General features: G+C 56.4%; 18 protein-coding genes. 7 read left to right on the plus strand and 11 right to left on the minus strand.

The annotated features are described in order from the left end of the window. Nucleotides 1-13: 13 nt before the first annotated feature. Both recQ and pldA read right to left on the minus strand, forming a co-directional pair. Nucleotides 14-1,843, minus strand: coding sequence for an ATP-dependent DNA helicase RecQ (gene recQ / locus ABIE11_RS21125; RefSeq protein ID WP_100780793.1), 1,830 nt, complete (start codon nt 1,841-1,843; stop codon nt 14-16). 90 nt (nt 1,844-1,933) lie between these two features. Then, nucleotides 1,934-2,803 (minus strand): phospholipase A, encoded by an 870-nt coding sequence (gene pldA / locus ABIE11_RS21130; protein ID WP_429185348.1) that lies wholly within the window; start codon nt 2,801-2,803, stop codon nt 1,934-1,936. A 160-nt stretch (nt 2,804-2,963) separates the two neighbouring features. On the opposite strand from pldA, the gene yigI reads away from it, so the two are divergent. After that, complete coding sequence (gene yigI / locus ABIE11_RS21135) at nt 2,964-3,431, plus strand: acyl-CoA thioesterase YigI (protein ID WP_095283881.1); 468 nt, start codon at nt 2,964-2,966, stop codon at nt 3,429-3,431. 51 nt (nt 3,432-3,482) lie between these two features. Next, on the plus strand, nt 3,483-4,379 hold the full coding sequence (gene rarD, locus ABIE11_RS21140) for an EamA family transporter RarD (RefSeq protein ID WP_100778446.1): 897 nt from the start codon (nt 3,483-3,485) through the stop codon (nt 4,377-4,379). A gap of 82 nt (nt 4,380-4,461) precedes the next feature. Here the strand turns inward: rarD and corA are convergent, their stop codons facing one another. The 8 genes from corA to lptM form a co-directional block, all read right to left on the minus strand. Next, nucleotides 4,462-5,412 carry a magnesium/cobalt transporter CorA gene (gene corA / locus ABIE11_RS21145; RefSeq protein ID WP_095283883.1) on the minus strand — a complete coding sequence of 317 codons (951 nt, stop codon included), beginning with the start codon at nt 5,410-5,412 and terminating at the stop codon, nt 4,462-4,464. Between the two features lie 150 nt (nt 5,413-5,562). Further along, nucleotides 5,563-5,619, minus strand: coding sequence for a YsgD/CorL family protein (ysgD, locus tag ABIE11_RS21150; protein ID WP_212743980.1), 57 nt, complete (start codon nt 5,617-5,619; stop codon nt 5,563-5,565). 149 nt (nt 5,620-5,768) lie between these two features. Continuing rightward, complete coding sequence (uvrD, locus tag ABIE11_RS21155; RefSeq protein ID WP_107702642.1) at nt 5,769-7,931, minus strand: DNA helicase II; 2,163 nt, start codon at nt 7,929-7,931, stop codon at nt 5,769-5,771. Nucleotides 7,932-8,009: 78 nt separating this feature from the next. Beyond that, entirely contained in the window at nt 8,010-8,726 is a 717-nt protein-coding gene (yigB, locus tag ABIE11_RS21160) for a 5-amino-6-(5-phospho-D-ribitylamino)uracil phosphatase YigB (RefSeq protein WP_100778444.1), read from the minus strand. After that, nucleotides 8,726-9,628: a tyrosine recombinase XerC gene (xerC, locus tag ABIE11_RS21165; RefSeq protein WP_429185352.1), complete on the minus strand. Its 903-nt coding sequence runs from the start codon at nt 9,626-9,628 to the stop codon at nt 8,726-8,728. Before xerC ends, yigB begins: the two co-directional genes overlap by 1 nt. Next, entirely contained in the window at nt 9,625-10,332 is a 708-nt protein-coding gene (locus tag ABIE11_RS21170; protein ID WP_100778442.1) for a DUF484 domain-containing protein, read from the minus strand. Before ABIE11_RS21170 ends, xerC begins: the two co-directional genes overlap by 4 nt. Then, on the minus strand, nt 10,329-11,153 hold the full coding sequence (dapF, locus tag ABIE11_RS21175) for a diaminopimelate epimerase (RefSeq protein WP_102105652.1): 825 nt from the start codon (nt 11,151-11,153) through the stop codon (nt 10,329-10,331). The genes ABIE11_RS21170 and dapF overlap by 4 nt, the downstream gene beginning before the upstream one ends. A gap of 34 nt (nt 11,154-11,187) precedes the next feature. After that, a complete protein-coding gene (gene lptM, locus ABIE11_RS21180) occupies nt 11,188-11,391 on the minus strand; it encodes an LPS translocon maturation chaperone LptM (protein ID WP_102105653.1) in 204 nt (67 codons plus the stop codon). A 137-nt stretch (nt 11,392-11,528) separates the two neighbouring features. Between lptM and cyaY the strand changes: the two genes are divergently transcribed. Next, nucleotides 11,529-11,849 carry an iron donor protein CyaY gene (gene cyaY / locus ABIE11_RS21185; protein WP_100778439.1) on the plus strand — a complete coding sequence of 107 codons (321 nt, stop codon included), beginning with the start codon at nt 11,529-11,531 and terminating at the stop codon, nt 11,847-11,849. Nucleotides 11,850-11,935: 86 nt separating this feature from the next. Here the strand turns inward: cyaY and cyaA are convergent, their stop codons facing one another. After that, on the minus strand, nt 11,936-14,479 hold the full coding sequence (gene cyaA / locus ABIE11_RS21190; RefSeq protein ID WP_102105657.1) for a class I adenylate cyclase: 2,544 nt from the start codon (nt 14,477-14,479) through the stop codon (nt 11,936-11,938). 345 nt (nt 14,480-14,824) lie between these two features. On the opposite strand from cyaA, the gene hemC reads away from it, so the two are divergent. The 4 genes from hemC to hemY are packed head-to-tail and all read left to right on the plus strand — an operon-like array spanning nt 14,825 to nt 18,908. Further along, nucleotides 14,825-15,766 (plus strand): hydroxymethylbilane synthase, encoded by a 942-nt coding sequence (gene hemC / locus ABIE11_RS21195; RefSeq protein WP_146003479.1) that lies wholly within the window; start codon nt 14,825-14,827, stop codon nt 15,764-15,766. Further along, the gene (gene hemD, locus ABIE11_RS21200) at nt 15,763-16,503 is read left to right on the plus strand and encodes a uroporphyrinogen-III synthase (protein ID WP_429185355.1); all 741 of its coding nucleotides are present in this window, start codon (nt 15,763-15,765) and stop codon (nt 16,501-16,503) included. Before hemC ends, hemD begins: the two co-directional genes overlap by 4 nt. Before the next feature lie 21 nt (nt 16,504-16,524). Further along, entirely contained in the window at nt 16,525-17,712 is a 1,188-nt protein-coding gene (gene hemX / locus ABIE11_RS21205; RefSeq protein WP_429185357.1) for a uroporphyrinogen-III C-methyltransferase, read from the plus strand. 2 nt (nt 17,713-17,714) lie between these two features. Next, nucleotides 17,715-18,908 carry a protoheme IX biogenesis protein HemY gene (gene hemY / locus ABIE11_RS21210; protein WP_102105659.1) on the plus strand — a complete coding sequence of 398 codons (1,194 nt, stop codon included), beginning with the start codon at nt 17,715-17,717 and terminating at the stop codon, nt 18,906-18,908. Nucleotides 18,909-19,306: the final 398 nt, after the last annotated feature.

Below are 19,306 nucleotides of genomic sequence, written 5' to 3' on the forward strand. Positions count from 1 at the left end.
TTAGCCGGACTGACTACTCCTCATCGTCACCATCAGCATGGGAACGAATGAGCGCCATAAATTCTTTGCCAAAGCGCTCGAGTTTGCGCGTACCAACGCCGTTGACGCTCAGCATTTCACCGGCGCTGAGCGGCATCTGCTCGGCCATTTCGATCAGCGTCGCATCGTTGAACACCACATACGGCGGGATGTTCTCTTCGTCGGCAATCGCTTTACGCAGCTTGCGCAGTTTGGCAAACAGCTTGCGGTCGTAGTTGCCGCCGTAGGATTTCTGCATCACGCGCGGTTTCAGGGCGACGACGCGTGGAACCGCAAGCTGCAGCGCTAACTCACCGCGCAGCACCGGACGCGCCGCTTCCGTGAGCTGAAGCGCGGAGTGCTGGGCGATATTTTGCGTGGCGAAACCGAGGTGAATCAGTTGGCGGATAATACTCACCCAGTGTTCGTGGCTCTGTTCGCGGCCAATGCCATAAACCGGCAGCTTATCGTGGCCCATCTCGCGGATACGCTGATTATTTGCACCGCGCAGCACTTCCACCACGTAACCCATACCAAAGCGCTGATTCACGCGGTAAATGGTTGAGAGCGCCTTACGCGCGTCCATCAGCCCATCGTACTGTTTTGGCGGGTCGAGACAGATATCGCAGTTACCGCACGGCTCCTGGCGCCCCTCACCAAAGTAGTTAAGCAGCACCAGACGACGGCAGGTTTGTGCTTCGGCAAACGCGCCCATCGCGTTGAGCTTATGACGCTCGATATCCAGCAGCTGCCCCTGCGGTTTTTCTTCCAGGCAGCGGCGCAGCCACGCCATATCCGCCGGATCGTAAAACAGCATCGCTTCGGCAGGCAGACCATCACGCCCGGCGCGGCCCGTCTCCTGATAGTAGGATTCGATATTGCGCGGGATGTCGAAATGCACCACAAAGCGCACGTTCGGTTTGTTGATCCCCATCCCGAAAGCCACGGTCGCGACCACGATTTGCAGGTCATCACGCTGGAACTTTTCCTGCACGTCGGCGCGGATGTGATTTTCTAAACCGGCGTGATAGGCCGCAGCGCTAAAGCCACGGTTTTGCAGACGCGCGGCAGTGTCTTCCACTTTCGCACGGCTGTTGCAGTAAATAATGCCGGATTTGCCGCGCTGCTCCTGCACGTAGCGCAGAAGCTGGTCCGTCGGCTTGAATTTTTCCATCAGCATGTAGCGGATGTTGGGGCGGTCGAAGCTGCTGACCTGAATAAAGGGATCGTTAAGCCCGAGCAGGCGCACGATGTCCAGACGCGTGGTGTCATCCGCCGTGGCGGTGAGCGCCATAAACGGCAGCGCCGGGAAACGCTGGCGGAGCTGGCCGAGCGCGGCGTATTCCGGGCGGAAATCGTGACCCCACTGGGAGATACAGTGCGCTTCGTCGACCGCCAGCAGCACCGGGTTCCAGTGCGCCAAATGTTCGAGGAAGTTGTCCAGCATCAGACGTTCCGGGGCGATGTACAGCAGGCGAATCTGCCCGGTACGGCATCCGGCCATCACTTCCTGCTGCTGTTCACGAGTCTGAGTGGAGTTGATACAGGCAGCGGCGACGCCGTTCGCCAGCAGCTGATCCACCTGGTCTTTCATCAGGGAAATGAGCGGTGAAACCACCACCGTAAGACCATCCAGCACCAGCGCGGGAACCTGATAGCACAGGGATTTGCCGCCGCCTGTCGGCATCACTACCAGACAGTCGCGGCCTTCCAGCACGGTTTCAATGATGGTTTCCTGGCCAGGGCGGAATTGCTGGTAGCCAAAGGTTTCATGCAAAACCTGTTTAGCCAGCGATTCCTGATTCATTACTTCCGCCTGCGCCACGTTAACCCCATTTGCCAGATACAAAACAGGCGCTATTTTCAGCGCCTGAGAGAGAAACTTCAACGTTTAACGCAAAAACATTCTAGCAGGCTAGAAAAGATCGTTAAGCATCACGCCCACGCCGACGCGGGTCTGATTGAAGTTGTAGTCGATCAGCGACTCGCCGTAACCGCTGTACACCTGAGTATAGATGCGTACATGTTTGGTCATCGGATAGCTCAGGCCCAGCTCTGCGCCGCCGTAGCCGGTGTTCCAGTTATACTGACCTTTGGCGCTCAGCACCGCGTCGCCCAGCTGATAGCCAATCTTCAGCTGATAGTAGCCCATGTATTTGGTGATATCCGGGTTGTCGTCCGTATCGCCAATCACATACCACGGCTTCACTTCTACCATCCAGTTGCCGTTTTCCGCCATCAGACGCGTATAGAGGCGGTTCCAGCTACGCGAGGTCGGATCGGATCGGCCGTTGGAGTCGTGGTTATAGCCAAACTCCACATCGCGCAGCGTCCAGCCGGCAAATTCGTCGTCGGTCGCAAAACCGAGGAACAGCTGCGGCTCATAGTTGGTTTCGCGGAACGGAGAAGATTCGCCGCTATTGGAGAGCTGCCACCAGGATTTCTGGGTATACGAGCCGCCCAGAACCGAGTTCGGCCCCAGAATGCCGCGCCAGAACGGGAAGGCCAGGCTGAGCTGGAACTTCACTTCGTCTTTACGCGCATTATCGGACCAGTTATAGGAGCTGATCGCTTCTCTGTTGAGATCGCTCGTCTGGGTGTAGATCACATAGTTTGTGTCGTACGGGTAGAGCGTGAACGGGTTATCGTGCTCCTGAAGCATGTTAGCAATAATGCTGCCGCGAACGGCGGGCTTATCGTGCACTTCCTTGAGCGTCGCTTCCTGCGCAAATGCTGTGAGCGGCAGCGTAACCGCCGCCAGTAACCAACCCAGATACGTCCGCATCGGTGGGGTTCTCCTGCAATATGAAATTATGTGAATAGTTATGTGGGCCACATTCTACCTATTTCTCAATTAACTTCCCCTCTTCGTTTCTGAAAGTGGAATTCCTTATCTCTGAAGCATAAAATCAACATTTTGTTAACAACGAAGGATGCGACTTTTCATGTCAGCCACGCTTACCGCTGAAGAAGCTCTGAAACTGGTGGGAGAGATTTTTGTCTATCACATGCCCTTTAACCGCGCGCTGGGGCTGGAACTGGAACGCTACGAGAAGGGATTCGCTCAGCTCAGCTTTAACAATCAGCCGATGATGGTGGGAAACTGGGCGCAAAGCATTTTGCACGGCGGAGTGATCGCTTCTGCGCTGGATGTTGCCGCCGGGCTGGTCTGCGTGGGCAGCACGCTGGCGCGCCATGACACCATCAACGAAGATGAACTGCGTCAGCGCTTATCCAGGATGGGCACCATTGATTTACGCGTGGATTATTTACGGCCAGGCCGCGGGAACCGTTTTACCGCCACCAGCAGTCTGCTGCGCGCAGGCAATAAGGTCGCCGTCGCTCGCGTCGAATTGCATAACGAAGAGCAGGTTTACATCGCCAGCGCAACCGCCACTTATATGGTGGGTTGAGAAGGTGTAATCGGGTAAAATGAATTTACTTTTTTGTAACGGATTATCCCGATGGATGCTAAACAGACGCGGCAGGGCGTTTTACTCGCTCTGGCCGCTTATTTTATATGGGGTATCGCGCCTGCGTACTTCAAGCTGATCTACTTTGTCCCGGCCGACGAAATCCTCACCCACCGTGTGATCTGGTCCTTTTTCTTTATGGTGGCGCTGATGAGCGTGAGCCGCCAGTGGTCGGGCGTGAAAACGCTGATGCAAACTCCGAAGAAGATTTTCCTGCTGGCGCTGTCTGCGGTGCTGATCGGCGGCAACTGGCTGCTGTTCATCTGGGCGGTGAACAACCACCATATGCTGGAAGCGAGCCTCGGCTATTTTATTAACCCGCTGGTGAATATCGTGCTGGGGATGCTGTTCCTCGGCGAGCGTTTCCGCCGAATGCAGTGGGTGGCGGTGCTCCTGGCGCTCTGCGGCGTACTGGTACAGCTGTGGACCTTCGGCTCGCTGCCGATCATCGCTCTGGGGCTGGCGTTTAGCTTTGCGTTTTACGGCCTGGTGCGTAAGAAAATCGCCGTGGAAGCGCAAACCGGGATGCTGTTTGAAACCCTGTGGCTGCTGCCGCTGGCCGCGATTTATCTGTTCGGCATCGCCGACAGCAGCACCAGCCATATGGCGAATAATCCGTGGTCGCTGAATCTGATGCTGATTGCCGCCGGTGTTGTCACCACCATCCCGCTGCTGTGCTTCACCGGTGCCGCCACACGATTACGCCTCTCCACGCTTGGCTTCTTCCAGTATATCGGCCCGACGCTGATGTTCCTGCTGGCGGTGGTGTTCTACGGCGAAGTACCGGGTGCGGATAAGATGGTGACGTTCGCGTTCATCTGGGTGGCGCTGGCGGTATTCGTCGCCGATGCGATTTATACCCAGCGTAGAGTGCGAAAAGGGGTGTGATTTTTTGCCGGTGGGCGCTTTGCCACTCTGGCCTACAGGTTACGTAGGCCGGAGAAAGCGCAGCTGCCGCCCGGCATCACGCTCAAAGCCAGTTACGACGTTTGAAATAGAGATACGGTGCCAGCCCGGCAAGGATCATAAAGATAATCGCGCCCGGGTAGCCGAAGCTCCAGCGCAGTTCCGGCATAAACTCAAAGTTCATCCCGTAGCTCGACGCCACCAGCGTTGGCGGCAGGAACACCACCGACACCACCGAGAAGATCTTGATGATGCGGTTCTGCTCGATATTGATAAAGCCCATCGCCGCCTGCATCAGGAAGTTAACTTTCTGGAACAGGGATTCGTTGTGCGGCAACAGGGATTCGATATCGCGCAGGATCTCACGCGCCTGCTCCAGCTGACCGCCCGGTAAACGCGCTTTGCGCACCAGGAAGTTCAGGGCGCGCTGGGTATCCATCAGACACAAACGCACTTTCCAGCCGATATCTTCCTGCTCCGCCAGCGTCGACAGTGCCTCATCATATTCATCGCCCTGATGGCCTTCCATGATCACGCGGCTCAGCTTTTCCAGATCGCTGTAGATGTTTTCGATTTCGTCCGCCAGCTGCTCGATTTTGGTTTCGAACAGGTCGAGCAGCAGCTCATAGGCATTGCCATCCACCATCGCCTGGCTGCGGGCGCGCATGCGGTAGAGACGAAACGCAGGCAGCTCGCGTTCGCGCAGGGTAAACAGGCGGCCATCACGAATGGTAAATGCGACGGTGGAGTTACCGGCGTGATCTTCCGCATCTTCATAGAAGAAGAAGGAGTGAATATGCAGGCCGTCTTCGTCTTCAAAGAAACGCGCGGAGGCCTCGATGTCTTCCAGTTCCGGGCGGGTCGCCAGGCTTTGTCCGAGCTCTGATTGTACGCGAAGGCGTTCATCGTCGTCCGGCTCGACCAGATCCACCCATACGGCATCAATGAGGGGCTGTGACTCTTCAGCTTCAAGCCGAATCAGTCGGTTTTTTTCCAGTTGAAATGCGCTCAACATGACCGGGACTCCCAATGCAAAAAATATCGGACAGTTCGGTGGGCACACAGAAACAATATGGGTTTCAGACCATTAAAAGCCTGACTCAGCGCGACGGGAATTAAGCAGGTCGCTGACAACCACTAAGGCCATCAGCAAGAGGAGATAGCCTTAGGAGTTGTTCCTGGATGACAGGGAATTGAGCCAGTATCTACTGGGTGTGTCCAAGGCGAATGTCCTCTTAGCGTAATCGTGCGCGCATGTTACGCCAGCAATAACTGTGGCGTCAACACGCAACGGAACGCTGAAGAGCAATAAATAGCCTTCAGCTTATAAGGCTAGCAGATTATTACAAAATAATGATATTTTTCTGAATGTTACACTGTTTCCAGCTTGGCGTAAGCCGCGACCAGCCATTTGATCCCCTGCCCCTGGAACGCCACCTGCAGGCGGCTGTGCTCGCCGCTGCCTTCCAGATTCACGATAGTGCCTTCGCCAAATTTGGAATGACGAACGCGCTGGCCCAGCTTGTAGCCCGTATCGTTTTCCGAAATCGGCGTGCCCATTCGCTGATGGTTGACCGGACGGCTGATACTGGCGCGCAAACGCACCTCTTCGACGCACTCTTCCGGCAGCTCGCCGATGAAGCGCGACGGGCGATGGTAGACCTCTTTGCCGTACAGACGGCGCGTTTCCGCATAGGTCAGGGTCAGCTTTTGCATCGCCCGGGTGACGCCCACATAGGCCAGCCGACGCTCCTCTTCCAGACGCCCGCCTTCATCGAGCGACATCTGGCTTGGGAACATCCCCTCTTCCATCCCGACGATAAACACCTGCGGGAACTCCAGCCCTTTCGCCGAGTGCAGCGTCATCAGTTGAACCGCATCCTGCCAGGTATCCGCCTGTCCTTCGCCCGCTTCCAGCGCCGCGTGGGAGAGGAATGCCTGCAGCGGCATCAGATCTTCGTCTTCTTCGTTGTAGCTGAACTGGCGCGTTGCCGTCACCAGTTCCTCTAAGTTCTCAATACGCGTCTGGCCTTTCTCGCCTTTTTCCTGCTCGTACATCGTGCGCAGACCGGAATCTTTCACCACCCGGTCCGTCTGCACGTGCAGCGGCATGTCGGCCGTTTCCTGTGCCAGGGCATCGATCAGTTCGATAAAGCGCTGAAGGGCGCTCGCGGCGCGTCCTGCCAGCGCTTTTTCCTGCAACAGCTCACGGCACGCCTGCCACAGGGTGAGCTGGCGGTCACGGGAGGCCTGGCGCACCACGTCGAGGGTGCGATCGCCGATGCCGCGCGTGGGTGTGTTCACCACGCGCTCAAAGGCCGCGTCGTCGTTGCGGTTGGCAATCAGGCGCAGATAGGAGAGCGCATCTTTGATTTCCTGACGTTCGAAGAAACGCATGCCGCCGTAAATGCGATACGGCATGCTGACCTGTAACAGCGCCTCTTCCAGCACGCGCGACTGGGCGTTGCTGCGATAGAGAATGGCGCACTGCTCAAGCGCTCCGCCGTTTTCCTGCCAGGTTTTAATGCGATTGACCACAAAGCGGGCTTCATCCAACTCGTTGAACGCGCAGTAAATTGAAATCGGCTCACCGTCGACGCCGTCGGTCCACAGCTTTTTGCCCAGACGCCCGTTGTTATTTTCAATCAGGGCGTTTGCGGCGCTCAGAATATTGCTGGTTGAACGGTAGTTCTGCTCCAGACGAATGGTTTCGGCGCCCGGGAAGTCGTTCAGGAAGCGCTGGATGTTTTCCACCTGCGCGCCGCGCCAGCCGTAAATCGACTGGTCATCATCGCCGACGATCATCACTTTGCCGGTGTCGCCCGCCAGCAGGCGGATCCACGCATATTGAATGTTGTTGGTATCCTGGAATTCGTCCACCAGGATGTTGGTGAAGCGCTCGCGGTAATGCTGAAGAATATGCGGTTTGTTGAGCCACAGCTCATGGGCGCGCAGCAGCAGCTCGGCGAAATCCACCAGCCCCGCGCGGTCGCAAGCTTCCTGATAGGCCTGATAGACCTTCTGCCAGGTTTGCTCCACCGGATTACCGAAGCTCTGGATATGGTGCGGGCGTAGCCCTTCGTCTTTCTGGCTGTTGATGTACCACATCGCCTGACGCGGCGGCCACTGCTTCTCGTCAAGATTCATCGCCTTAATCAGGCGTTTAAGCAGGCGCAGCTGGTCTTCACTGTCGAGGATCTGAAAATCCTGCGGCAGATTGGCATCCATATGGTGCGCGCGCAGCAGACGGTGCGCCAGCCCGTGGAACGTGCCTACCCACATGCCGCCCTGGCTGGTGCCCATCAGCTGTGCGATACGGTGGCGCATCTCTGCCGCCGCTTTGTTGGTAAAGGTCACCGCCATGATGGAGTACGGCGAGCAGTTCTCTACGCTCTGCAGCCATGCGATGCGATGCACCAGAACACGCGTCTTACCACTGCCCGCCCCTGCCAGCACCAGCATATTGGTCCGCGTCGCGGCAACCGCGTCGCGCTGTTTGTCATTAAGGCTGTCGAGAAGGTAAGAAACGTCCATTGGCACCGCCAGAAGTCATCTGCCCGACAGCGTTTTTTCTGCCGGGCATACTGTTGATTTATACAATACTGCTGGTGATTATATCAGCGTGGTGAGGGATGCCAACCGCGAAATTTCGATGTGTGGCAACAGGCGGCTGTCGGCGGTCTGCATCAGGTCGGCCCTTTCCGGTTTGATCCAGCAGGCTTGCATTCCGCAGCGGATCGCGCCCGCCACGTCGGTGGTCAGGTCATCGCCGACGTGCAGGATCTCGCCCAGCGGCAAATCAAGTTTTTCGGCAGCCAGATGATACATGTCGTTAAAAGGCTTCGAGCGCCCGTGCGGACCCGCGCGCAGGACGAACTGGAAATAATCGCCCAGGCCAAACAGTTCCGGCTGCGCGTTGCCGTTGGTGATCGCCACCAGCGGCCATTTTTTGCCGAGTGCCGTCAGGGTGTCGTGCGTTTCCTGCGGCACATCGATCCGGCTGCGCCATTTGGCAAAGTTTGCCATTGAGGCTTCTGCGCCCAGCGCCGCCTCTTGTGCGTTCAGCCCGGCATTCAGCATCGCCTGCTCTACCGCACGACGACGCCATTCGGTTACGTCGTGGTAAATGTCCGGTTCGGTTTCGCGCAACGCCTGGCGCAGGCGCTGAAAATCTTTGTTTTGCAGCGTTTTTAAAGCGGGATGGTAGTTTTGCACAAACGCCAGCGACTCCTGCTCGGTGCGCAGAATCACTTCGCGGTTATCGTAAAGGGTGTCATCAAGGTCAAACGTCAGGGCAGAGATCTGACCCAGTGGGCGGTAAAAACGCATTATTTCCCCCGTTTTGCGCGTGGATGCGCCGAGTCATACACCGAAGCAAGGTGTTGAAAATCAAGATGGGTATAGATTTGAGTGGTCGATAAATTGGCGTGACCTAACAGCTCCTGCACGCCGCGCAGGTCGCCGCTGGATTCCAGCATGTGGGTGGCAAAAGAGTGGCGCAGTTTGTGCGGGTGAACGTGGCTGTTCAGCCCCTGCTTAATGCCCCATTCAGCAAAACGCTTCTGCACATTACGCGCGGAGATCCGCTTGCCAAGCTTCGAGAGAAACAGCGCGTTCTCTTCGGCGCCAAACAGCCCGCGCAGATCGAGCCAGTGCTCAATCCATACCACTGCATTGCGGCCAATCGGTAAACGGCGCTCTTTGCTGCCTTTCCCCATCACCCACACTTCGCCGGTATCCAGATCGAGATGTTTAAGATCTAACCCGACCAGTTCCGAAAGACGTAAGCCCGCACCGTACATCACTTCCAGCATGGCGCGATCGCGTACCGCCAGCGGATCGTTAAGATCGATATCCAGCAGCCGATTCACGTCATCAACGTCGATATTTTTCGGCAGATGGCGCGGCGCTTTCGGGGTAGCGATGCCTTTCGCCGGATTGGCTTTTAGCTCGCTCTGGCTCACCAGCCAGTCGAAGAAACTGCGCAGGGCAGAGAGACGTAACGCGAGACTCGCGGGGCCTAAACCTTTGCGGCGACTGCGCACCACAAACCCGCGCACGGTCGCAGCGTCACATTGTTGCCAGCTTTTCAGGCCGGTTTCATCGGCGATCTGCATGATGGCATCAAGCTGACGCTGGTAGTTCAGCAGCGTGATCGGGCTAAGCTGACGTTCAACGCCCAGATAGCGCAGGAAACGCACCACCAGAGGCGCAAGCAGGGAATCCGTCATACGCGCTCAATCCAGCGCTCCAGCAGCTCAGGGAGCATCAGGGCGATTTCCTGCAGCAAATGCGTGGCTTGTCCCTGCTCATAATGATGCGCGTCGCGGCTGGTGAATAACATCACGCCCAAATCGCCTTCGCGCCCCATCAGGGACATGGCAACCGAGCCGATAGCCTTGGCTTCAGGAAGCACCACCAGCAGCTCAGGGCCGTTCAACGGGCCGAGATAGTGATGCTCATGACCAAGACGCTGAATGCGCAGCGGCTCAAACGCCTGACGGCTTAGCGCCAGATGCGTGAAACCGGAGGGTGCACCGATGCGCCAGCGGTCGGGAAACAGGCGAATAGTGGCGCCTGCCAGCCCAAGCTCACGCGCCCAGCGATGAAAGCGGCTGAGAAACTCGTCAAGGCTGTGCGCCGACGCGAGCCGCGCCTGCAAATGCAGCAGACGATAAAACAGGCTTTCGTTATTGCTGGCCTGTTCCATCAGCAGAGTCATGTTCTCTTCCAGCTGATCGATGTGCTTGCGCGAGCGCGCCATATGCCATTCGACCAGCGAGACGGTGTCGCGCACCGGATGTGGCACGCGCATCTGTTCGACCACGCGTGCATTGCGGATAAAAAACTCAGGATTGCGCAGCAGATAATCAACAACAGTCCGGTCGTCCAGCTCCGTTATTGCTTCCTGCAGTTCTTCCCCTGGTTGTTTCATAAATGGATAAACCCGTCGTATACATGTGCCGCCGGGCCAGTCATATACAGTGGATGACCCGGACCTTTCCAGGCGATATCAAGACGACCGCCCGGCAATTCCACGCGAACCTCTTCTGCCAGTAACCCTTGTGAGATACCCACAGCCACAGCCGCGCACGCGCCGCTGCCACAGGCCCGCGTTTCGCCCGCGCCGCGCTCATACACGCGCAGGCGGATATGTTCACGTTTCACCACCTGCATGAAACCGATATTGGCGCGCTCAGGGAAGCGCTCATGGCTTTCCATAATCGGGCCTAAGGTTTCAACGGCAGCGACATCAACATCATCAACCTGAATCACGCAATGGGGATTGCCCATCGAGACGACGCCGCACAATACTGTCTGCTCGGCCGCCCGCATAATATAGGTCTTTTCCGCTTTGATTGCCCGAAACGGGACCGCAGACGGCTCGAAGTTGGGCTCGCCCATGTTCACGCGCACCAGCTCGTCGTCGGTGACGCTGAGCACCATGCGGCCATTGGCCGTACTGACGCGGATATCGCGCTTGTTGGTCAGCCCTTTCAGACGCACAAAGCGCGCAAAGCAGCGCGCGCCGTTGCCGCATTGGGAAACTTCACTACCGTCAGCATTAAAGATTCGGTAGTGAAAATCGAGATCCGGATCGTAGGGTGGCTCAACGACCAGCAGCTGATCAAACCCCACGCCCAGATGCCTGTCCGCCAGGCGACGAATCAGCTCAGGGGAAAAAAAGACATTCTGCGTTACCGCGTCGACGACCATAAAATCGTTGCCAAGGCCATGCATTTTAGAGAACTGCATCATTTACTCCATTGCGCGGTTGAACAACTGATTGTCAGTAGTTGACCTGGCTTGGGCCACCGTTATCGCCGCGATCGTTGCTCACTGGCGTCGATGATTCAATCTGGGTTTGAACGGGTTTGGTTGGCGGCGGCGCTGTTTTATCGGCTGGCGGGAAGTAAAGCGGCCCTTTCAGACCACAGCCAGTCAGACTAAACAGTGTGATGAGAACGGCAAGCGTTCGAAAAACGTTTTTCATTATGGGTTGCCCGTAAGTTCATGCTTTCTGTTTCTATCATCGCAGGAGAAGACACAAAAGCAAGAGTTAGCCGCTTTCCTGCAACGGGAATTATTTAGCGTTATACTGCCGCCATCACGAAAAACAGGAACAAAACCATGAATGACAGTGAATTCCATCGCCTGGCCGATACCCTGTGGCAGACCATTGAAGAGCGCCTGGACGACTGGGATGGCGACAGCGATATCGATTGTGAAATCAACGGCGGCGTGCTGACGCTCAGCTTCGAAAACGGCAGTAAGATTATTATCAACCGCCAGGAGCCGCTGCACCAGGTGTGGCTGGCAACAAAACAGGGCGGCTACCATTTCGATCTGAAAGACGACCAGTGGGTGTGTGACCGTAGCGGCGAAACGTTCTGGGATCTGCTTGAGCAGGCTGCGACGCAGCAGGCGGGCGAGGACGTCAGCTTCCGTTAAGTTTGAAGCCCGGTAGCGCTACGCTTATCGGGCTTACAACGACTGAACCTTAGGCCGGATAAGCGAAGTGCATCCGGCATGGTGGCTCAGGAAAAATACTGCTGCAACAGGGGCTGATTCGCGTCCTGGTTGGCCGGCGGAGCGGGGATAACCTGGGTGCGGAACGGAATCACCTGCGCGCGGCCATCGACTTTCACAATCTGATAGAACTGCGGCAAGTTGAAGTTGATAAAGCTTGAGCCATAGGTGAAGCGGTCGTGTGAGGACGAATAGAAGCGGCTCACGTCGCGCACCAGCTCTTCTTTACTGCCCTCGCAGTGGTGATACACCTCGGCGCGGTTGGTCTCATCCAGAATATAAATGGTAAACCCGGACTCATCGGCCGCTTCTTCGAAGAAGAACTGGATAATCCCTTCGCTGGCAAACCCATCCACCACCTGCGGCAGTTTGACGTGGTTCGTTTCCACCTGCACAGAGAGGCCGTGCAGCTTGTTATGGGAAATCGCGCCGTAGAACTCAATCGCGTTTTCCAGCTTCTGCACAGAGACGTTGAGGCGTTCAAAGAACAGGCCCCAGGTCTGACCGGAAACACGCAGCGCTTTGAAGCGCCCGGTTTCCTGACGCGTACTGGACAGGCGCAGTTCGATACACTCTGACACCAGCTGCTGCACGCGGGTACGAATCAGGCCACGGAGATGCTGGCTGTAGCAGAACACTTCCACGCTATCAGGCGGCGCGGCGTCCTGGTGCATTTTGCCGAGAATGGTTTTCAGCGCTTCGATCATCGCCTGCTCGCCGTTGAAATGCAGGGTACGCACTTCGTTCCACGAGTTGCGATACAGCAGATCCACGCTGCCGACCAGGCAGTTTTGCTGCTCGCCAAAGCTAAAGACATCCAGCTTGCGGAAATCAAAATGGACCACCTGATTGCGGAAGGCCGCCGTCGGGTCGTATTCCAGGTTGACGATAATCGCCAGATGGCGAATCTCACACGGGCTGTAGAGCGCTTTTGGCGTCGGCGCAGGCAGACGCAGCGGGAAGTGGTGCGACACATCGGCAACCATTTCCTGCAATTTGGCGAGATCAACGACCTCATTGCCTTTAATAAACAGGCGCGTCCGCGATGTCAGCAGGCCGTTAAACCAGGCCCAGGCCACCAGCTTATTAAGATAGCGGTTATATTCCAGCGGCTGATGGCTGATGATCGAATCCATGCTTGGCGCACGGTTGTACAGATACCAGCCCGTGCGGTTGGCGCGGCCTGGCGGAACATAGATAAAGGTCAGATTAGGTTCTGACAGGTCCGGCGAAATCTGCGGGTTAACCAGCGTGACTTTCCCCGGCAGCGCTTCGAACGCAGCGTACAGTTTACGGGTTAAAACACCGATATCCTGCGGGCTGGCGGAAACGCTGAGGTTGTTACGGCGGGCGAAGCGAATCAGATTGCGGTAGCTCTGCATCATCGCATCGAGCAGTTCGTTGTGCGCTTCACGCACCTGATCGATTTTCCAGTTGGCGCGGTTATCGAGCATAGACAAACGTTCTTCGTCCCAGCCCCACTCTTTGACTAACTGACTGACCACTTCACGACGCCAGCCAACGCATGCGCGTTCGCGGCTGAGTTTTTCACAGACTTTGAGATAGAAACATCGACGCACCAGGTCGAGACGTGTGGTGTCATCAATGGCTTTCAGGTATTCGGTCACGCGTTCAAGCATCATGCAGTAGGCATCGAGGCCAAAGGAGACGATCTCTCCATCATGCAGACGTTGTTTGATATCTTTCGCCAGCAGTCGCGGCGTAGGGTATTCCCAGGAGTAGGCTTCCAGCAGCAGGGTTTTCAGCACCGCTTTATACGGGGAATCAATACTCTTATAGAGCTGCCACAGACTCGCGCCAAAATACTCTTCGGCGGACAGGGAGCTTAAACCGCCCAGATCCAGCCATTCGTTTGGCGTCAGGACACCCTGCGAGTAGAGCGACATGACGTAATCGTCGTAATGCTCTTCTTCTTCGCACGGCACCATATTCCACAGAATACGCTTCCCGGCGAGGCGCACGGCGCTACGGTAAAATTCGTCGAGCAGCAAAATATGCTGCGTGGAGCCACAGTCTTCACCACCGAGACTGCCACTTTCGTTATGGCGGAAACGGTTTTCATCAATCAGGAAGAAGCTCACTTCCACGCCGAGCGACGCCGCCCAGCTCTCCAGCAGGCTGCATTTACGCTGCAGCAACTGGCGCTCGTCATTATCGAGCCAGGACTGATGGCAGACCCAGATATCGAGGTCAGAAGAACAGCTTTGCCCTACGGATGAGGTACTCCCCATGGTGTAGACGCCGGTTATAGGCAGCTCACCTTTTGGAGACACCTGCGGCGGCATGCCACGGTAGAGTTCCAGCTCGGTCAGATAGTGCTGTTGAGTTTCATCAGGCGTGAAAAGGCAAATGCCCTGGGGAACGTTACCATCGAGGTAACCTGGCATCAGCGGGTGGTGATAGTGCAGTAATGTTGGCAGCAGACTGTAAACCTGTTGGAAAGCAGGTCCCATGGCAGCAAGCGCACGATCCACGCGCAATTGATTTATGGCATCCAGTCTCTGTTTCAGAGTCTCAATATAGAGGTACAAGACATATCGCCTGATGTTGCCGGACGTAGCAATCGTTCAAAAGAGCAATGATTACGAGCCCGCAGTATTTCAAAAAAGAACCGTTACCCTTTTTCGTCCTCACTCAATGGTGGTAGCGACGAAAAAATGGTCTAAAACGTGATCAATTTAACACCTTGCCGATTGACCGTAAAGAAAGATGCGCTACATACAAGTGTAGCACCGTTCTGTACGTGTAAATTCCTTAATACGGCAGCGGGTGTCCTGCGCACCGCCTTGTCCCTCACCCCTTCATCGACCGTAAAACTGACATCCCAGAGTCAACAATGTTAGGATGGTCTGTGGACGATAATGACGGTAACAAGCATGTTAGACAATGTTTTGAGAATTGCCACACGCCAAAGCCCCCTTGCGCTATGGCAGGCACAATATGTTAAGCAGCGCCTCGAAGCCTGCCATTCCGGGTTGCGTGTCGAACTGGTTCCTATGGTGACGCGCGGCGATGTGATCCTTGATACGCCGCTGGCGAAAGTGGGCGGAAAAGGCCTGTTCGTCAAAGAGCTGGAAGTTGCACTGCTTGAGAACCGCGCCGATATCGCCGTCCACTCCATGAAAGATGTCCCGGTCGAATTCCCCGAGGGATTGGGCCTGGTGACGATTTGCGAGCGCGAAGATCCGCGCGATGCGTTCGTCTCAAACCACTACGCTTCTCTGGACGATTTACCCGTCGGGAGCGTGGTTGGCACGTCAAGTCTACGCCGTCAGTGTCAGCTGGCTGAGCGCCGCCCGGACCTGGTGATTCGCTCCCTGCGCGGCAATGTCGGTACGCGTCTCGGCAAACTGGATAACGGCGATTACGATGCCATTATTCTGGCGGTTGCGGGCCTGAAACGTCTGGGGCTGGAGTCTCGCGTGCGCGTTGCCCTTGCGCCAGAGCTTTCACTTCCGGCCGTTGGCCAGGGCGCGGTGGGGATTGAGTGTCGTCTTGACGACGACCGCACCCGCGCCCTGCTGGCACCGCTGAATCACGACGAAACCGAGATTCGCGTCAAAGCCGAGCGCGCCATGAACACCCGCCTTGAAGGCGGCTGTCAGGTGCCGATTGGCAGCTATGCTGAATTCATTGACGGTGAACTGTGGCTGCGTGCGCTGGTTGGCGCACCGGACGGTTCACAGATGGTGCGTGGTGAACGCCGCGGACGGGCGCAAGACGCCGAAGCGCTCGGCATCTCGCTTGCCGAAGAATTGCTGAATAACGGCGCCCGCGAAATTCTGGCAGACGTCTACAACGGAGAGCCACCAGCATGAATATTCTCGTCACCCGCCCTTCTCCCGCAGGAGAGCAGTTAGTGAGCCGTCTGCGCGCACTGGGGCAGGTGGCATGGAGTTTTCCGCTGATTGAATTCTCTCCTGGCCGGCAGCTCTCTGCGCTCGCCGACCATCTGCACGCATTGAATGAAGGCGATTTGGTTTTCGCCTTATCACAACATGCCGTGGAATTTGCACACGCCCAACTGCAGCAAGAGAAACAGCACTGGCCGACTGCGCCGCGCTATTTCGCCATTGGACGCACCACCGCCCTGGCCCTGCATGCGGTCAGCGGAATTAACGTCCAATACCCGTTAGATCGGGAAATCAGCGAAATCTTGCTACAATTACCTGAATTACAAACTGTTGCGGGAAAGCGTGCGCTGATTTTGCGCGGAAACGGTGGCCGAGAACTGCTAGGCGAAACCTTAAGCGCCCGTGGAGCTGACGTCACGTTCTGCGAATGTTACCAGCGCTGTGCAAAATATTATGACGGCGCGCAGGAAGCGATGCGCTGGCACACGCGCGGCGTGGATACCATCGTCATCACCAGCGGCGAAATGCTACAGCAGCTCTGGTCGCTCATTCCGCAATGGTATCGTGAAAACTGGTTACTCCGCTGTCGGCTTCTGGTCGTCAGTGAGCGTCTGGCGAACCTCGCCCGGGAACTGGGCTGGCAAGATATTCGGATCGCTGATAACGCCGACAACGATGCGCTGCTGCGCGCATTACAATAACTCTCATAATGGGAAGCCATAATGACGGAACAAGAAAAATCCTCCGCCGTGGTTGAAGAGACCAGGGAGACTGTGGCCACCCCGCCGCAGCCAGAAAAGATTGAACACACTGTTGAGAAAAAAAACAGCAGCAATAAAACCAGCCTGGCGCTGAGCGCGATAGCTATCGCCATTGCCCTGGCGGCCGGTGTCGGTTTATACGGTCTGGTAAAAAAACAGGCCACTAACCAGACGGTCACCAGCGATGCGCTGGTGAACCAAATCACCGCCCTGCAAAAAGCGCAGGAGACACAGAAATCGGAGCTGGAAGGCGTCATTAAGCAGCAGTCTACGCAGCTTGCCGAAGCCAACTCTCGCCAGGAAGAGCTGACGAAACAGCTCGGCGAAGTGCAGCAAAAAGTGGCGACCATCTCCGGCACCGATGCCAAAACCTGGCTGCTCTCTCAGGCCGATTTCCTGGTCAAACTGGCCGGACGTAAGCTGTGGAGCGATCAGGATGTCACCACCGCCGCCGCGCTGCTGAAAAGCGCCGACGCCAGCCTGGCCGACATGAACGACCCGAGCCTGATCGCCGCGCGCCGCGCTATTACCGAAGATATCGCCAGCCTGGGTGCCGTTTCGCAGGTCGATTACGACGGCATCATTCTGAAGGTCAATCAGCTATCGAATTCGATTGATAACCTGCGTCTCGCGGATAACAACGACGACGACTCCCCGATGGATTCCGACGGCACGGAGCTGTCCAGCTCCCTGAGCGAGTGGCGTATCAATCTGCAAAAAAGCTGGCAGAACTTTATGGACAGTTTTATCACCGTCCGCCGCCGCGACGAAACCGCCGTTCCGCTGTTAGCGCCAAATCAGGACGTCTATCTGCGCGAGAACATCCGCTCCCGACTGCTGGTTGCGGCGCAGGCCGTCCCGCGTCATCAGGAAGAGACCTACAAGCAGGCGCTGGATAATGTTTCAACGTGGGTACGTGCTTACTACGATACCAGCGATGCCACGACGACCGCGTTCCTGGACGACGTTGATAAGCTCAGCCAGCAAAATATCACCATGAATGTCCCGGACAAACTGGAAAGCCAACCGATTCTGGAAAAACTGATGCAAACCCGCGTGCGCAACCTGCTGGCCCAGCCTGGCGTTGCAGCGCAGCCGGATGCAGCAGCCCCTGCGCCAGCCCCTGAAAGCGCACCTCAAGGAGAGTGATCATGTTAAAAGTCTTATTACTCTTCTTATTGTTGATCGCCGGGATCGTCCTCGGGCCGCTGATTGCTGGCCATCAGGGCTATGTGCTGATCCAGACCGATAACTACAACATTGAAACCAGCGTGACGGGTCTGGTGATCATCGCGATCCTCACCATGGTGGTGTTGTTTGCGATCGAATGGATCCTGCGCCGCATCTTCCGTACCGGTGCGCACACCCGTGGCTGGTTCGTTGGCCGCAAACGCCGCCGCGCGCGCAAACAGACTGAACAGGCTTTGCTTAAACTGGCCGAAGGCGATTATCAGCAGGTTGAAAAGCTGATGTCGAAAAACGCCGACCATGCCGAGCAGCCGGTGGTGAACTATCTGTTAGCCGCCGAAGCGGCTCAGCAGCGTGGGGATGAAGCGCGTGCGAATCAGCATCTGGAGCGCGCGTCGGAGCTGGCATCGAATGATCAGATCCCGGTAGAAATCACCCGCGTGCGCATCCAGCTGGCGCGCAATGAGAATCACGCCGCGCGTCATGGCGTTGACCGTCTGCTGGAGATCACCCCGCGCCATCCGGAAGTGCTGCGTCTTGCCGAGCAGGCTTATATCCGCACCGGCGCCTGGGGTTCACTGCTGGATATTATCCCGTCGATGGCGAAAGCTAACGTGGGCGATGATGAGCATCGTGATGAGCTGCAGCGCCAAGCGTGGATTGGTCTGATGGATCAGGCGCGAGCCGATCTGGGTAGCGATGGGCTGAAAACCTGGTGGAAAAATCAGAGCCGCAAAACGCGCCAGCAGGTTCCGCTGCAGGTGGCGATGGCCGAACATCTCATCGAATGTGACGATCATGACACAGCGCAGGAGATCATCCTTGATGGCCTGAAACGCCAGTATGATGACCGTCTGGTGATGGTGATCCCACGTCTTAAAACCAACAATCCTGAGCAGATGGAAAAGATGCTGCGCCAGCAGATCAAAACCGTGGGTGACCGCCCGCTGCTGTGGAGTACGCTGGGCCAGTCGCTGATGAAACACGGCGAATGGCAGGAGGCAAGTCTCGCTTTCCGCGCAGCGCTGAAACAGCGCCCGGATGCGTTTGACTACGCCTGGCTGGCCGATACGCTGGACAAACAGCACAAGCCGGAAGAAGCCGCTGCCATGCGTCGCGATGGCCTGCTGTTAACGTTGCAGAACAACGGTCAGTAAGCTTAAGCACTGCGAATCAGGAGGCCCATGGGCCTCCTTTTTTATTGCCGCAATCCTGAGGATCGCCCATAAAAAAACGCCTGCTATAAAAGCAGGCGTTAAACAGGTCTGTTTGACAACATATTTGGTGCTTCACTCAACGTTGTGTCCATGGTGTTTGATGAGGCCGAAGCGACATCTGTCTGTGGACGATAAGCACCTTAAATGGCTCTGCGTCATTCCTGAGTTTATGAGGCACTAAGGCGAACATAAGAGATGGAATGAGCATCTACGCGTATATTATTGCACGTTACGTGCCAGGGTTACAAAAAGAAGTTTTACATTTCGCAACATGATAAGAAGAAAGGAATTTTTATTTTGATGGGGTATTCAGAACAGCTGAAAAGGACCTAAATTTG

Origin of the sequence: Lelliottia sp. 489 (assembly GCF_050435885.1) — a bacterium.
GTDB classification, from domain to species: Bacteria; Pseudomonadota; Gammaproteobacteria; order Enterobacterales; family Enterobacteriaceae; genus Enterobacter; species Enterobacter nimipressuralis.

Excerpts from the sequence above, each read along its gene's own strand:
- ABIE11_RS21170 (WP_100778442.1), bottom strand. The coding sequence starts at position 10,332 with ATGAAACAACCAGGGGAAGAACTGCAGGAAGCAATAACGGAGCTGGAC.
- hemX (WP_429185357.1), top strand. The coding sequence starts at position 16,525 with ATGACGGAACAAGAAAAATCCTCCGCCGTGGTTGAAGAGACCAGGGAG.
- corA (WP_095283883.1), bottom strand. The coding sequence starts at position 5,412 with ATGTTGAGCGCATTTCAACTGGAAAAAAACCGACTGATTCGGCTTGAA.
- cyaY (WP_100778439.1), top strand. The coding sequence starts at position 11,529 with ATGAATGACAGTGAATTCCATCGCCTGGCCGATACCCTGTGGCAGACC.
- yigB (WP_100778444.1), bottom strand. The coding sequence starts at position 8,726 with ATGCGTTTTTACCGCCCACTGGGTCAGATCTCTGCCCTGACGTTTGAC.
- yigI (WP_095283881.1), top strand. The coding sequence starts at position 2,964 with ATGTCAGCCACGCTTACCGCTGAAGAAGCTCTGAAACTGGTGGGAGAG.
- lptM (WP_102105653.1), bottom strand. The coding sequence starts at position 11,391 with ATGAAAAACGTTTTTCGAACGCTTGCCGTTCTCATCACACTGTTTAGT.
- pldA (WP_429185348.1), bottom strand. The coding sequence starts at position 2,803 with ATGCGGACGTATCTGGGTTGGTTACTGGCGGCGGTTACGCTGCCGCTC.
- uvrD (WP_107702642.1), bottom strand. The coding sequence starts at position 7,931 with ATGGACGTTTCTTACCTTCTCGACAGCCTTAATGACAAACAGCGCGAC.
- hemY (WP_102105659.1), top strand. The coding sequence starts at position 17,715 with ATGTTAAAAGTCTTATTACTCTTCTTATTGTTGATCGCCGGGATCGTC.
- xerC (WP_429185352.1), bottom strand. The coding sequence starts at position 9,628 with ATGACGGATTCCCTGCTTGCGCCTCTGGTGGTGCGTTTCCTGCGCTAT.
- dapF (WP_102105652.1), bottom strand. The coding sequence starts at position 11,153 with ATGCAGTTCTCTAAAATGCATGGCCTTGGCAACGATTTTATGGTCGTC.
- rarD (WP_100778446.1), top strand. The coding sequence starts at position 3,483 with ATGGATGCTAAACAGACGCGGCAGGGCGTTTTACTCGCTCTGGCCGCT.
- hemD (WP_429185355.1), top strand. The coding sequence starts at position 15,763 with ATGAATATTCTCGTCACCCGCCCTTCTCCCGCAGGAGAGCAGTTAGTG.
- hemC (WP_146003479.1), top strand. The coding sequence starts at position 14,825 with ATGTTAGACAATGTTTTGAGAATTGCCACACGCCAAAGCCCCCTTGCG.